Annotated in this window: 15 protein-coding genes and 1 pseudogene; 8 read left to right on the forward strand and 8 right to left on the reverse strand. The window is 70.9% G+C overall.

The annotated features are described in order from the left end of the window. The first annotated feature begins 126 nt into the window (after positions 1-126). The gene (locus tag AB0878_RS25145; protein ID WP_366582687.1) at positions 127-954 is read left to right on the forward strand and encodes an SDR family NAD(P)-dependent oxidoreductase; all 828 of its coding nucleotides are present in this window, start codon (positions 127-129) and stop codon (positions 952-954) included. A gap of 29 nt (positions 955-983) precedes the next feature. On the opposite strand, the gene AB0878_RS25150 is transcribed toward AB0878_RS25145, so the two are convergent. The 3 genes from AB0878_RS25150 to AB0878_RS25160 are packed head-to-tail and all read right to left on the reverse strand — an operon-like array spanning position 984 to position 2,411. Continuing rightward, positions 984-1,322, reverse strand: coding sequence for a hypothetical protein (locus tag AB0878_RS25150; protein ID WP_366582688.1), 339 nt, complete (start codon positions 1,320-1,322; stop codon positions 984-986). Continuing rightward, a complete protein-coding gene (locus AB0878_RS25155) occupies positions 1,319-1,795 on the reverse strand; it encodes a VOC family protein (protein ID WP_366582689.1) in 477 nt (158 codons plus the stop codon). Before AB0878_RS25155 ends, AB0878_RS25150 begins: the two co-directional genes overlap by 4 nt. Positions 1,796-1,841: 46 nt before the next feature. Next, positions 1,842-2,411, reverse strand: coding sequence for a helix-turn-helix domain-containing protein (locus AB0878_RS25160; RefSeq protein ID WP_366582690.1), 570 nt, complete (start codon positions 2,409-2,411; stop codon positions 1,842-1,844). A gap of 84 nt (positions 2,412-2,495) precedes the next feature. On the opposite strand from AB0878_RS25160, the gene AB0878_RS25165 reads away from it, so the two are divergent. From AB0878_RS25165 to AB0878_RS25175, 3 genes and pseudogenes are all read left to right on the forward strand, one after another. Further along, entirely contained in the window at positions 2,496-2,960 is a 465-nt protein-coding gene (locus AB0878_RS25165) for a cupin domain-containing protein (RefSeq protein ID WP_366582691.1), read from the forward strand. Between the two features lie 172 nt (positions 2,961-3,132). Continuing rightward, positions 3,133-3,309, forward strand: a pseudogene (locus tag AB0878_RS25170) (pentapeptide repeat-containing protein); the annotation flags it as partial. Positions 3,310-3,517: 208 nt separating this feature from the next. Further along, a complete protein-coding gene (locus tag AB0878_RS25175; RefSeq protein WP_366582797.1) occupies positions 3,518-3,937 on the forward strand; it encodes a hypothetical protein in 420 nt (139 codons plus the stop codon). A gap of 52 nt (positions 3,938-3,989) precedes the next feature. Here AB0878_RS25175 and AB0878_RS25180 read toward each other — a convergent pair whose 3' ends face one another. The 4 genes from AB0878_RS25180 to AB0878_RS25195 form a co-directional block, all read right to left on the reverse strand. Beyond that, positions 3,990-4,427 carry a VOC family protein gene (locus AB0878_RS25180; protein ID WP_366582692.1) on the reverse strand — a complete coding sequence of 146 codons (438 nt, stop codon included), beginning with the start codon at positions 4,425-4,427 and terminating at the stop codon, positions 3,990-3,992. Positions 4,428-4,581: 154 nt separating this feature from the next. Continuing rightward, positions 4,582-5,802, reverse strand: coding sequence for a phosphodiester glycosidase family protein (locus tag AB0878_RS25185; RefSeq protein ID WP_366582693.1), 1,221 nt, complete (start codon positions 5,800-5,802; stop codon positions 4,582-4,584). 159 nt (positions 5,803-5,961) lie between these two features. Next, positions 5,962-6,234, reverse strand: coding sequence for a hypothetical protein (locus AB0878_RS25190; RefSeq protein WP_366582694.1), 273 nt, complete (start codon positions 6,232-6,234; stop codon positions 5,962-5,964). A gap of 73 nt (positions 6,235-6,307) precedes the next feature. Then, complete coding sequence (locus tag AB0878_RS25195; protein ID WP_366582695.1) at positions 6,308-7,939, reverse strand: CotH kinase family protein; 1,632 nt, start codon at positions 7,937-7,939, stop codon at positions 6,308-6,310. A gap of 82 nt (positions 7,940-8,021) precedes the next feature. Here AB0878_RS25195 and AB0878_RS25200 point away from each other — a divergent pair, with 82 nt between their 5' ends. From AB0878_RS25200 to AB0878_RS25210, 3 genes are all read left to right on the forward strand, one after another. Beyond that, positions 8,022-9,302: a hypothetical protein gene (locus AB0878_RS25200; RefSeq protein WP_366582696.1), complete on the forward strand. Its 1,281-nt coding sequence runs from the start codon at positions 8,022-8,024 to the stop codon at positions 9,300-9,302. A gap of 79 nt (positions 9,303-9,381) precedes the next feature. Next, complete coding sequence (locus AB0878_RS25205; RefSeq protein ID WP_366582697.1) at positions 9,382-9,900, forward strand: DUF1269 domain-containing protein; 519 nt, start codon at positions 9,382-9,384, stop codon at positions 9,898-9,900. A gap of 170 nt (positions 9,901-10,070) precedes the next feature. Further along, the gene (locus AB0878_RS25210) at positions 10,071-10,787 is read left to right on the forward strand and encodes an SDR family oxidoreductase (RefSeq protein ID WP_366582698.1); all 717 of its coding nucleotides are present in this window, start codon (positions 10,071-10,073) and stop codon (positions 10,785-10,787) included. Positions 10,788-10,877: 90 nt separating this feature from the next. Here the strand turns inward: AB0878_RS25210 and AB0878_RS25215 are convergent, their stop codons facing one another. Continuing rightward, the gene (locus AB0878_RS25215) at positions 10,878-11,246 is read right to left on the reverse strand and encodes an SgcJ/EcaC family oxidoreductase (protein WP_366582699.1); all 369 of its coding nucleotides are present in this window, start codon (positions 11,244-11,246) and stop codon (positions 10,878-10,880) included. 244 nt (positions 11,247-11,490) lie between these two features. Between AB0878_RS25215 and AB0878_RS25220 the strand changes: the two genes are divergently transcribed. Then, positions 11,491-13,356, forward strand: coding sequence for an APC family permease (locus AB0878_RS25220; protein ID WP_366582700.1), 1,866 nt, complete (start codon positions 11,491-11,493; stop codon positions 13,354-13,356). Positions 13,357-13,376 lie beyond the last annotated feature (20 nt).

Raw genomic sequence — 13,376 nt, forward strand, 5'->3', positions numbered from 1 at the left:
CACCGTCGGTCAGCCAGGGATCGACGGTCCCCGGGAACAGCTCGCTCTGCTTGGGTGTCCGTCCGCATCGGACAGTGGTGAGTGAGGGGCCGGAAGCGCCCACCCACCACGACGGAGGAGTACGTCATGACCGAACACGACACGAGGACCTGGTTCCTGACCGGGGCGTCGCGCGGACTGGGCGCTGCGTGGGCGCAGGCCGTTCTGGAGCGCGGCGACCGCCTCGCGGCGACGGCCCGGGATGCCGCGTCGTTGAAGCCGCTCGTCGACAAGTACGGCGACCAGGTGCTGCCGCTGGGCTTCGACGTGAAGGACGCGACGGCCGTCCGGGAAGCCGTGGCCACGGCCGAGGCGCACTTCGGTGGCGTCGACGTGCTGGTGAACAACGCCGGCCACATGCTCATCGGCGCCGTGGAAGAAGTCACCGACGAGCAGGCCCGCGCCCAGATGGACACGAACTACTTCGGTCCACTGTGGACCACCCGGGCCGTCCTGCCGGGCATGCGTGCCCGAGGGGGTGGACGCATTCTCCAGGTTTCCTCGCTCGGCGGGGTTGTCGCGTACCCGGCGCTCGGGCTGTACCACGCGTCGAAGTGGGCGCTGGAGGCGATCAGCCAGTCGCTCGCCGCCGAGGTCGCGCCCTACAACATCAAGGTGACGCTCATCGAGCCGATCGTCTTCCCCTCGGGACTGATGAGCTCCTCACCCCAAGCCCGCGAGGACGCCGCCTATGCGCATGCCCGCCAGGCCCTCTTCTCCGGCGCCGCGCACATCGTCCCCGGCGACGTCACGGCCACCGGCCGGGCCGTGCTGGAACTCGTCGACGCCGAAGAGCCGCCCCTGCGGGTCCTGTTCGGCGTCGGAGGCTTGGACGAGGTGCGCGCTGAGTACGCGCACCGCCTCGAAGGCTGGGAGAAGTGGGACGACGTTTCGCGAATGGCCCACGGTTCCTGACCGGCACTGCCACGGGTACGCCGGATCGTTCACGCGGGCAGGGCGTCTCCAGGGAATCCGTGGCACGGGTGGACCTCGCAGTGCATCATCCCGGCTCGCACGCAGGGGTCTTCGGCCATGATCTGCGCGGCTTCTTCGGCCGGCACGGTCATGATCGCGACGCCGGCCACGGTGTCGGAGGCGACCGGGCACAGGATCGCGATCACTCCGTCGGCGCGCAGCGACACCATCCGGCGCTGGTGTTCGAGTTCGATGGTGTCCGCGCCGGCGGTGGTCCGCTCCGGTCCCCACCGGAGGAGCGCCACGCTGTAGGGCTTCGCGGTCGCTGCCAGGGCCTGGATTTGTTCGTCGGTCACGGTCGTGCTCATGAGGTCTCCCTATTCTCGATGTGCTCGGCCAGCGAGACGATGATTCCTTCGGGCCCGCGGACGTAGGCCATCCGCCACACGCCTTCGTATTCGGCGATGCCGCCCACGAGGCCGTAGCCGGCGGCCGCGGCATGGTCAACTGCGGCGTTGAGGTCCTGCACTTCGAAGGCGACGTTGCGCAGGCCGAGCTCGTTGGCCGGCGCGGCGGGCGAACCCGGCAGGTGGTCCGGCCGCGTGAAGCTCGAGAGCTCCAAGGTCGTCCCTCCGCCCGGCGCTCGCAGCATGACGATCTCGGTGCGGGCTCCCGTCATGCCGATCACCGTGTCCAGGAACTCGCCTTCGACGGCCATCTTCGGGTCGGCCTCCAGCCCGAGGCCGACGAAGAACGCGGTCACTGCGTCGAGGTCGGCGACGGTGATGCCGACGTGGTCGAAGCGCCTTACGAAGGTGGCCGGAGCCGGTCGTGACGTCATGACGGCCACCCTAACGAGGGTCGACGACCGGTGAAGGCGCTTTCCGTCAGGGGCGCGGGCGCAGTCCCTCGACGACGATGTCGAGCAGGCGGCGCCAATCACCCGCTTCGCTGCGGATGGTCGCCGAGATCGACCCGACGATCATGTACACGTCCGCGACGGTGCAGTCGTCGCGGAGCGCGCCGGCTCCGCGGTCGCGCTCGATGAGCTCTCCGACGACGGCCTCGAGCCGGGCCCGGCTCTCGCCCCGCGGGTCGCTGCCCGCCGACCGCCGCGCGGCTTCGAGCGACGCCGACAGCCCGCGGTCGGCGGCCAGCACCTCGCCGACGTGCTGGAGGTAGCCGGCCAGCGCGTGCCCGGGCTCGGCGCGGAGCAGGCGGGTGCGGGCGAAGTCCTCGATCTCGGCGAAGCGCAGTTCGGCCGCGGCCTCGATGAGGTCGCCCTGGGTGGGGAAGTGCCGGTACACGGTGCCGACGCCCACCCCGGCCACGCGGGCGATCTCGGGCAGCTGCACCTCGTCACCGCGCTCGGCGAGCAGCGTACGGGCCGCCGCCAGGATGCGGGCTCGATTGCGGCTGGCGTCGACCCTCGGCTTGCGCGCCGGCGAGCTTGACATCGGCGATCCTCCCGTGCGTACACTCGATGAAGAAACGGATTAGGACTCCGGTTCCGATTATGACACGATGGGGGCTGACCAGCCATGCCCGGTGATCGTTTCCTGCTGCTCGAACCCGGCGAGGCCCGGCCCGGGCGCGTGCCGCTGCCGCCCGCGTTCGCGGCCAAGGCGCTGACCGGGGACACCGAAGGCCGCTTCTCGCTGCTGGAGGTCGTCCTCGCCCGCGACATCCCCCGGCACACCCACCACGTCGCCGACGAGTGCATCTACGTGCTCGACGGCGAACTCGGCGTCGACTTCGACGACCGCCACCTCACCGCGACCAAGGGCACGTTCGTCCTGCTGCCGCACGGAATCCCGCACGCCCTGCGCGCCGTCTCGGCACCACCACCGCGCGTCCTGCAGATCTCCTCCCCGGGCGGCTGGGAGTGCTACCTGGAGGACCTGTTCGAAGCCGGCCCCTCGGTACTGACCGACGGGGCGCTGGATCCACGGAAGGTCAACCCGATCGCGGCGAGGTACGAGATCCGGTATGAGGAACCGGCGTAGTGGGGCGGATTTGTTGACGGCCGGCAAAGGCGGGAAGCAGTACGAGGCGCCGCTCTTCGCCGCCCGCCGACAGCGGGCCACCGAGATCGCTCTCAGACACGCCGAGCTCGGCTTGCGGCAGCAGGACCGTGACCAGGAGCAGCAGAAGCGGGTCACCGACGCGACCGAGGCCGACGCGGACGCGCGCCGGATCACCGAGCTGTACACCACGGCGGCTGCGCAACTCGGCTCGGACAAAGCTCCGGTGCGTCTTGCCGGTCTTTCTGCGTTGGAACGCCTCAACCAGAACAACCCGAGCCAACGGCAAACGATCGTCAACGTGCTGAGTGCCTACCTGCGCATGCCCTTCAGCATCCCCGGTGCGCCGGGTGATCGGCGACCTCATGCACCGGCTCGGCGCGCGGCAGATTTGCGGCGGGGCTCAAGGCAGCACACCGTGGCCGGATTCTCCAGCAGACGCCGCTCGGCGTACCCGCCGGCCGCGATGTGTGACGAGTCGACTGTCAGGGCGGTGAAAGTGCCCTCGCGGGCGCGCGCTGCGTGCTTACCGTGGGAGCGTGAACTTCTTCGCGCGGGCCCTGCTCGGATCCGGCCGGCTGCCCGGGGCGGTGCGGGCCGAGGTGCAGGGCGAGGGAGTCGTGTACCTGGCCGAAGGGCTCACCGGATCCGTGCGCTACCACGGTTATCGGGCGCCGGGGGTGTGGCGGTTCGGGGCGGTCGACGCGACGGCGGGCGCGCTCGTGGTGACGCGGCGGCGGTTGCTGGTGTGGCTCACCGGCGGTGAGCAGAAGGGCAGGCACCTCGACGTGCCGCTGCGCGAGGGGCGGCCCTTCGGCGTGACCGTCCGGGTGGGGGAGCGGCGGCTGGTGCTGGGGTACGAGCCGGCCACTTTCCACGCCGATCGCGGCGGCCGCGTGGAGGTGCGGTTCAAGACCGCCGAGGCGCCGAGGATCGCGGCGCTGCTCGGGGTGCGCTGAACCGCGGATGCGTCCGCGCGCCGGGCCTGTGCGAACGCATCCGGCAAGGGCGTCAGCCCAGTTCCTCGACCAGCCCGATGATCACACCCGCCGGACCGCGGACGTAGCAGTAGCGGCAGTAGTCCTCGTACCGCGCGATCTCGCCGACGAGCTCGGCGCCGTGGGCGCGCAGGCGGTCGAGGGTGTCGTCGACGGAGTCGATGACGAAGGTGAGGCGGGGGATGCCCGGGACGTTGACCGGAGCGCGCGGCGCGGGCGCGGTGGGCAGCGGCGAGCGGAACGCCGACAGCTCGATGCGGCCGCCGCCGTCCGGGACGCGCAGGAAGGCGAGGTCGGCCCGGACGTCGTCGAGGCCGACGAGCTGGTTCACCCATTCGCCCTCGACCTTGGTCTCGCCCTCCAGCTCCATCCCCAGTTCGACGAAGAACGCGACGGCGGCCGCGAGGTCCTCGACCACGAAGCCGGTGTGGTCGAATCGGCGGATCGTCATGGTTGCCTCCCGTGTCGCGCGGCCCTCGTGGCCGCTCGTGCCCCTGGGACGGAGCCCGCGGCGCGGCTCCGACATCGGCCGGCTGTGACCGCCGTCACGATCCTCTCATCTGACGCGAAGGCCCGGCTGCGCAGGCAGCCGGGCCTGGCGAGCGTCAGCGGACGAAGACCCCGATTCCGTTCGCGACCGAACGCTCGCCCGCGGCGTCGGTCGGGTGGTTGCGGACCGTGACGGTGTTCGCGCCGGGGTCGCGGGCCACGAGTGAGGTCGAGCCGCCGCCGTCGAGGTTGACGGCGTTGGCGGCGCCGGCCTGCTGCAGGAGCTGGGCGACCTCGGGGGTGGTCATGCCGCCGCTGGTGCCGGGTTTCGCCTGCACCGCGACGAGGTACAACGTGTGGCCGTCGGCGCTGAAGCCGGCGCCGGTGCGGACCGCGGCGGTCTTGGCGTCCTGGCCGGCGACCACGGTGCCGTCGCGCAGGATCGGGAAGCCGCCGATCGCGAAGCGGAACGGGACGCCGTGCCCGGTCGAGAGGGCGTACTGCGTCGTGACGTGCTGGCCGACCTGGAGCGTCCGCAGCGCTTCCGCGCCGCCTTCACGCCCGACCAGCACGGTCTCGTCGCGCGCGATCGCGCCGGCGCCGACGGTACCGCCGACCGCGACGACCCGGTCGTGCTTGAGCGTCACCTCGGTCGTGTCCGTGCTGCACGCGGCGCCGCGGCTGGTGTCGGTGCCGCAGACCGAGCGGGCGCGGGACGTCGCGCCCCACGCGCTGGTGTAGGCGCCGATGCCGCCGACCGGGATCGCGTACTGGTTCAGGCCGCCGAGCGAGTACGTGGCCGACTTGATGCGGACGCTGCCCTCCAGGTGCGCCGTGCCCAGCCGCGCCACCCGGTCGACGCCGACGCCGAGCACGGCCTCCGTCGTGACCCCGGGCGGCATCCCGGGCCCGAACCGCTGCCCGTTCGGGACGGCGGCCTTGAGCACGCGCCGGTCGGCGATCTCGGGGCCGTCGGAGGAGTCGGTGAAGGCGACGCCGGGGTGCTGGGCCTCGGTGTTGTTGAAGAAGTCGCCGTTCACGCCGGCCACCGCACCCTGCGCGTTCGCCATCTGCGACACCGTCTGGGCCTGCGCCACCGCCGGCGGGTGCAGCAGGTCCACGGAGACGCGCGGGTTGCGCAGGTCGACGGTCAGCAGCTCACCCTGGATGGTCGCGGCACTCGCCGAAGCGGTCGTGAAAGACGAAAGCCGGACACCGGGCGCGACCTGCTGGCTGCCGGTCACGTCGAGCGCCGGGTCCGCGATCGCCGGCGCGGTCAGCGTCGTCGCGGCCGCGGCGGTCAGCGTCAGCGCCACCAACGTTCTGCGCAGTCTCATGGGCGGGTCCTTTCTTGCCGGAACGGGAGCCCGCCCACTCTTGCCGCCGGTGGTGACTCCGTCCGTCCGTGGCCGTGAACCCGGCATGAACACCAGGGGGGCTCCTGGTTCGAGTCCGGCGGGCAAGCGAGAAGCCCAGGCCGAGGGGCCCGGGCTTCTTCACTGGCACTGACCGCGGAACTCAGCCGGCCGCCGCCGTGGCGTGATGGCCGAGCGCCGCCGGCGTGTGCGGGCGGTCCGCCGGGACGACGCGACGCCCGGATACAGCGCCGTCCAGCACGACGGGCAGCAGTACTGGCGGAACACCACACGGGCGTCGACGTAGTCGGCGTAGCTGCCGCCGTGCCACGTCATCGCGAACACCGCGCCCGGCGCGAGACAGGTCGACGCGTACTTCTGCCCGGGCTCCGGCACGGGCCCGAGTTCGTCCATTGTGGAAAGCGCCCTGGATCTCCTCGACGTCGGTGGTTCACTTTCCGGAAGTCTCCAACCCGGCGAGGCGCTCTCAGGTGAAGTACAGCCTCGACGGCGCCGGATCCTGGTACACCCGCGGACTCCCGCCCGGCGCCGGATCGGCGCCGAAGGTGACGCCCTGGCCGGTGCGGACGCTGGTGAGGGTGAAGAAGCCGCTGAAGCTGGTCGGGTTGCCGACGGGGTCGAGGGCGGTGAGGGTGAACTCGTCGGCGTGGTCGGAGTTGTCGGTGGCGCACGTGCAGAGCAGCTGGTGGCCCAGCGGTGTGGTCGTGGCGCTCGCGTGGAGGGGGCGGCCGGTGGCCTTGGCGGTCAGGGAGGTGCCGGCGCCGAGGAGGCCGAAGGACCACAGGTCGGCGTCCTCGACGCCGGCCGGGCGCGGGCGGTGGACGACCTCGAAGTTCGAGGGCGCGCCGGGGACGGGTTCGGTGCTCGCGTGGAGGCAGTCGTTGGTGGCGTCTTCGCGGACGTAGGCGCCGTCGGGGCCGGGCAGGCCCGCGCAGAGGTAGCCGGCGGAGGTGGCGAGGCGCAGTTGCTTGCGGACGGCGATGAGCTGGGCCGCCACGTCGGGCACGCCGAGGTTCGTCAGGACGGCGCCCATGCGTTCCAGCAGCGGGGTCAGCACTTCCTGCTGGGTTTTGCGGCCGAAGACCGTGTCGCGGTAGGTGCGGATCTGGTCCAGCAGCTGGGCGCGGCGGCCGGCGTCGTCGTGGACGAGGCGGGCCAGCAGGCCGCTGGTGCGGACCGTGAAGTGGCGTGAGGGCTGGAAAGTCTGGTCGACGCCCCACGGGATGAGCTTGAACTTCACGTTGCCCACGCCGGGCGCGGCGACGGCCTCGACGTCGTTGTAGGCATAGGTGTTGTTCGTGTTGCCGGTGTAGCCGTCCCAGTGCTTGAGGAAGAACTCCATCGCGAACAGCTTCACGAACTGGTCGAGGTCGAACACTTCGGCGGCCCCGCTCAGGCCGTGGGCGGCGACGCGGTCGATGGCCAGGCGCAGGTCGGCCTTGTTCTCGAACTCCGAAAGGTCCTCCACGCCGATGAAGTCGAACCGGGCGTCGGTGAAGTCGTCCTTGTGCTCCAGCTCGTACAGATTTCCTTTCATGTTCCCGAAATTGCGCTCGATGTAGCGCGGCATGATCGGTTCGGCGCTCACGAAGACGCCGGGCGCGACCTGGCCGACGAGGGTGCCGTTCACGCGGACGCGCGCGAAATTGCAGCGGGAATGCGGCAGTCCGGCGAGCTCGAACAGCTTGTAGCCGAGCGGCTGGCGCAGGAAAGAGGAATCCTGCACGGAGTTGTTGAGCGTCAGGTACCGGGAGCCGATGAGGTTCGCGATCAGCGGTTTGTTGGCTTCGCGGAACTTCCCGAAATCGATGTGCAGGCACGGTTTGTCATTGTCGAACGAACCGCAGAACGACTTCTTCTTGATCCCCACCTCGGCGAACGACGTCCGCGCCGGAAACCGCGTCCCGGAGATCTCGACGGAAGTCGCCTCCCGCCAGGTGAAGCGGCTGCCGCCGGTCCAGTCGAAGTTGCACCGCCCGCCGGCCGGCTCCTCGGTGCGCACCGCGTCCCAGTCGGACTGGGGCATGGTGATGTCGACCGTGAGCACGTTGTCGATTTCGTACAGGGAATCGAGTGCCTGCTGCTCCTGAACGCTCATCGTCCCACCTCCGCGACCCCTGGAGTGTACGGCTGGAAAAGCGCCTCTGTACTGGTCTGTCCACCGCTCCTACGATTGGGGTATGGCAGCGGTCGACGATCTCGTGGAGCTGGTCCAGCGCGCGGCGGCGGCCGAGAAGAACGCGATGGCGGCGAAGTGGAAGGACGAGGACGACGTGCGCCGCATGATCGGCAAAGCACGCGCGGCCTCGGAGGAACAGCGGCAGGAGATGCGCCGCGACGTCGATCCCGCGCGGCTGTCGCCGGAATGGGCGCGGCTGAGGCAGTACCACGTCGACGCCGACCCGCAGGAAGACCAAGCGGGGGTCCCGACACCCGGAACGGTGACACACCAGGACGCCGCGCAGGCCGAACGCGACGGGGTGGCCGCCGTCGCGATCGCGCGGATGGCGTTGACCGACGCCGCGCGGGCCGTGCTGGAGGCGCGGCTGGCGCGCATCCGGGCGGGGGAGGACGAGCCGGACGCGGTGGCCGTCGACGGGCACGTGCCGCTACACGGCAGCAACCCCGTGAGCCGCCACGGACCGGCGCTCGCGCACGGGCTCGTCGGCGAGATCCGGTACGTGCTCACGCGCAAGCCGCGCAAATCCGTCCGGGCGCTGGGGGTCGCGTTCGGCCTGGGCCTGCTGTACCTGGGGTACCTGCGGCTGTTCCGGTGGGACCAGGACCAGAAATGGCTGCCGTACCTGGGGTTGTGGACGATCTCGTACGTGATGGGCGGCGCCGTCTGCGTCAACGCGATGAGCTTCGACGCCATGCGCGTGCGGGCGGCGCTGGACACCGGGGCGCGCCTGTGGCACGTGCTGGTGATCAAGAACCTGGCGCTGGTGTGCATCGTCGCGCCGATCGGGTTCGCGCTCAGCGCCCTGCTGGCCTGGCGCGCCGGGGAGTTCGGGGCGTTCGCGCGCGCGTGCACGCTGGTGGTGTGTTTCATCCTGCTGTGGCTCGGTGTGGGCAACGTGCTCTCGATCGCGCTGCCGAACCGCGACGAACCCCTGTTGAAGCGCCGCAAAACGGGCACGCTCAAGCAGTTCCTGATCGCGCTCGGCGTGGCGTCCGCCGTCGGCTACCTGGTCAACTTCATGCTCGTCTGGCGCGTGCTCGCCGCGCGGGCGCTGACGGAACGGCTGGACGCGGTCGTGCTGCCGGCGATCGCGATCGTGCTGAGCTGCGTCGTGATGTGGGTGCTGCTGACGGTGTTCGCGATCGCGCTGGCGCAGCAGCCCGCGGTGCGCCGGCGGCTGCAGCGCGAGACCGCCGACTACCGCGCGAACGCCGAAGCCGAGGCCTACGCCGCCGAAGAACGCGCGGCGGCGAAACCGGTTTCGCCGGCGCCTTCGTGATCCCACCCGGTGCGGGTGAGGTGCCGGGCGGCCGGATGACGGCATGCTCGCGGCCGAGCAACTCGGGAGGAGACCGGCCATGGCCTCGCACAACGACGCGCCTGTCGACCTGTACATCGCCGCCTACTCGGACCCGGACGCGGCCCGCGGTGACTGGGCCGCGCTCAAGCAGCTGGCCCACGAGGACGTGATCAAGGTCAAGGGCCTGATCCTCGTCAGCCGCCACGGCGACGGCAAGATCCACGTCGACGACGACTTCCACACCACCCGCAAGGGCGCCACTTGGGGCGCCGTCGGCGGCGCGGTCGTCGGCTTGATCTTCCCGCCGTCGCTGCTCGCCGGCGCGCTGGTGGGTGCCGGCCTCGGCGGCGGGCTCGGCGGGCTGCTGTCGCACGCGGAGAAGAAGGCGATCAAAGCCGAGGTGGAGGACACGCTGCCACCGGACAGCTCGGGGATCGTCGCGCTCTTCGAGGAACGCTGGGTCGTCGAGGTCGACAAGGCCCTCCTGCACGCGGCGAAAGTCACGAAGGAGAAGGTCGACGGCGACAGCGCCGAGCAGGTGACGGCAGCGGCCTCCGCGGTCAAGGGCAAGGAGTAACGACCGTCCACACGGGCCGGCCGCCCGGACGGGATCCGGGTCGCCGGCCGGTTGCCGCTGCCGTGGGAGCTTCCGCCTCGCTGGTGGGTGTTTTTGTCTTCTGGCCGGGCCCGCGGGCGCGGCGTAGTCCTGGTCGTAGACAACCGGTCTACTACCTGAGGACGGAAATGATGGGCAGCAACAGCGGGCAGAAGGTGGCCGTGGTCACCGGCGCGTCGCAGGGGTTCGGTGCGGGGATCGTGGAGGGGTACCGCAAGCTGGGCTACGCGGTGGTCGCCACGGCGCGCTCGGTCGAGGAGTCCGGTGACGCCGGCGTGGTGGCGGTGGCGGGTGACCTCACCGACCCGGCGACGTCGGAGCGGGTCGTGGCCGCGGCGATCGAGCGGTTCGGCCGGATCGACACGCTGATCAACAACGCCGGGGTGTTCGCGGCGAAGCCGTTCACCGAGTTCACGGCCGAGGACTTCCAGTGGCTGGTGTCGGTGAACCTGGGCGGCTGGTTCGCCGTCACCAGCAAGGTGCTGCCGCACATGCTCGAACAGGGCGGCGGGCACATCGTGCAGATCACGACCAGCTTCGTGGACCACCCGGTGGCGGTGGTGCCGGCGTCGGTGTCCATGCTGACCAAGGGCGGCCTGCAGGCGGTGACGAAGTCCCTGGCCGTGGAATACGCGGGGCGCGGGATCCGCGTCAACGCCGTCGCCCCGGGGATCCACAAGACGGCGCTGAACCCGCCCGAGACCTACGCCGAGCGCGCCGGCCTGCACCCGCTGGGCCGCATGGGCGAGGTCAGCGACATCGTCGAAGGCGTGCTGTACCTGGAAAACGCGTCGTTCGTCACCGGTGAGATCCTCAACGTCAACGGCGGCCAGAGCGCGGGTCACTGACCGACGCCGCAACCGGGGCCGCGGACATTCGTTCGTCCGCGGCCCCGGGGCGTTCTCTTCGAATCCACAAGGGACAGATGTCCCCGACCGTCATTCCACGATCCTGGACACGTGGTAGTGGCTGATCAACCAGTCGCCCCCGGCCTGCTGGAGCAGGATCACGGTCAGGTGAAACCGGAGCTCGGTGCCGTCGGGGCGGGTGAACACCGGATCGACGTAGGCGGAAAGCACGCCCTGGGCGAGGGGGCGGATTTCCCGGATCTCGTAAACGACCGTCAATCCGACGGGCTGTTCTTCGTAGTATTCCTCGACGCCTTTCCGCCCGACGGAATAGCCGGGGTGCGCGCCCTGGAAGAGGGCGTCTTCGGTGAAGTAGTTCGCGACCTCGTCAGGTCGGTGCGCGTCGACGCCGTCCTTCCAGCCGTCGAGAACCCGGGTGATGACCGTTCGGTAGTCCATCTTGACCTCGGCAGATTCGCTCAAGTAGCAGACCGGTTGTCCCTCTCCACGAATACCGGGCCGGCGGCCCTTTCTCCAGGAGGGAGAGCCACTCACCATCGAGGCGCAGACTCCCAGCGGCCGAGGGGCCGCTGAACACCGTGGGCGGCCACGCATCAGGTGCCCGTTCACTTGGCGGAAAGGACCGTCAAGGAAGCGTCAACGACGAGCACCGGCCGGACGGGTGAATCCCAATCTGTGCGGTGTGACTACGACGCTTCCCGCCAGCGACAGCAGCGAGACCGGCGACGCCGCCGAAAGTGGTGGTGAGCGGCACCGGCTTTCCGTCGTCGGCGGGCTGGCCGCCCTGTCCCTGGACGCGATGGCGTCGGTGGCGTACGGCCCCGAAGCGATCGTGATCGTGCTGGCCGTCGCGGGCGGGAGCGGGCTGGGGTTCACGCTGCCGGTCACGCTCGCGATCGCGCTGCTGCTCGGGGTCCTGACGCTGTCGTACCGGCAGGTGATCGCCGCGTTCCCGGACGGCGGCGGCGCGTACGGCGTGAGCCGGGTCCACCTCGGCCGCCGCGCGTCGCTGGTCGCGGCCGCGTCGCTGATCGTCGACTACGTGCTCAACGTCGCGGTGTCCGTGGCCGCCGGCGTGGCGGCCCTGACGTCCGCCGTGCCCGCGCTGCTGCCCTACACGCTGTGGCTGTGCCTCGGGGTGCTGGCGCTGGTGACGGGCGTGAACCTGCGCGGAATCGCGGAGAGCGCGCGAGCGTTCATCGTGCCCACGGCGGTGTTCGTCGGGTCGATCCTCACGGTCGTCGTGGTCGGCCTGGTCCGCACGGGGCCCGCCGCGGCCGTCGCCGCGCCGGCGCCCGGGGTCAGCCTGCAGACCGTCGGGATCCTGTTGCTGCTCAAGGCGTTCGCCAACGGCTGCGCCGCGCTCACCGGCGTGGAGGCGATCGCCAACGCCGTGCCGTCGTTCCGCCGGCCGCGGGTGCGCCGGGCCCAGCGGGCCGAGATCGCGCTCGGCGTGCTGCTGGCCGTCATGCTCATCGGGATCGCGGTGCTGATCGGGAAGTTCGCCATCCACCCCGTCGACGGCGTCACCGTGCTCTCGCAGGTCACCACCGCGTCGCTCGGCAACGGGTTCGGGTTCTACCTGGTGCAGTTCTCCACCGTGGTGTTGCTCGCGTTGGCCGCCAACACGTCGTTCGGCGGGCTGCCGGTGCTGGCCCAGCTGCTCGCGAAGCACAACAACCTGCCCCACGTCTTCGCGCTGCGCGCCGAACGCCAGGTCTACCGCTACGGCGTCGGCTTCCTGGCGATCACCTCGGCGCTGCTGCTCGTCGTCGCGAACGGCGACACGAACACCCTCGTCCCGCTGTTCGCGATCGGCGTCTTCGTCGGCTTCACCCTCTCGCAGATCGGCATGGTGCGGCACTGGTTGCGCATTCGCCCGCCACGCTGGCGCGGCAAAGCCGTCCTCAACGGGTTCGGCGCGCTGCTCACCGGCATCGCCGCGATCGTGGTCACCGCGACGAAGTTCGGCGAAGGCGGCTGGCTCATCGTCGTCGCGCTGCCGCTGCTCGTCGCGGGCATGGAGTGGGTGCACCGCAGTTACCGTCGCATCGGCGACCGGCTCGGGCTCGGGCGCACCCCGCCCCCGCCGCGGCCGAACCGGTCACTGGTCGTCGTGCCCGTGCACACGTTGTCCCGCCTGACGCGCGACGCGCTCGCCGCCGCCCTTTCGCTGGGCGAGCGCGTCGAAGCCGTCCACGTGACCCACCCGGGCGAGGAGGCCGCGGCGCGGGAGTTCGTGGCGTCCTGGGACCTCTGGCACCCCGGCGTGCCGCTCGTGCAGCTGTACGACGAACGCCGGCGGCTGGGCGAGCCCCTCGTCGAGCACCTGCGCGGCCACTCCGGCTGCCACGTCTTCGTCCTCATCGCGGAAGTCGAGCCGGACCACCCGTGGCAGCGCATCCTGCAGAACCGCCGCGGCGCCGTGCTCGCCCGCGCCCTGCGCCGCCGCTCCGACGCGGTGGTCTGCCGGATGCGTTTCCGTCTCGGGCAGCGGCCCGAACCGGGCAACGAGGGACGAACCGAAGTCCGCCGCGGTGCCAGGTGATTGACGGGCCCGCCGACGCC

The organism is Amycolatopsis sp. NPDC047767 (genome assembly GCF_040704195.1).
Taxonomy (GTDB): Bacteria; Actinomycetota; Actinomycetes; order Mycobacteriales; family Pseudonocardiaceae; genus Amycolatopsis.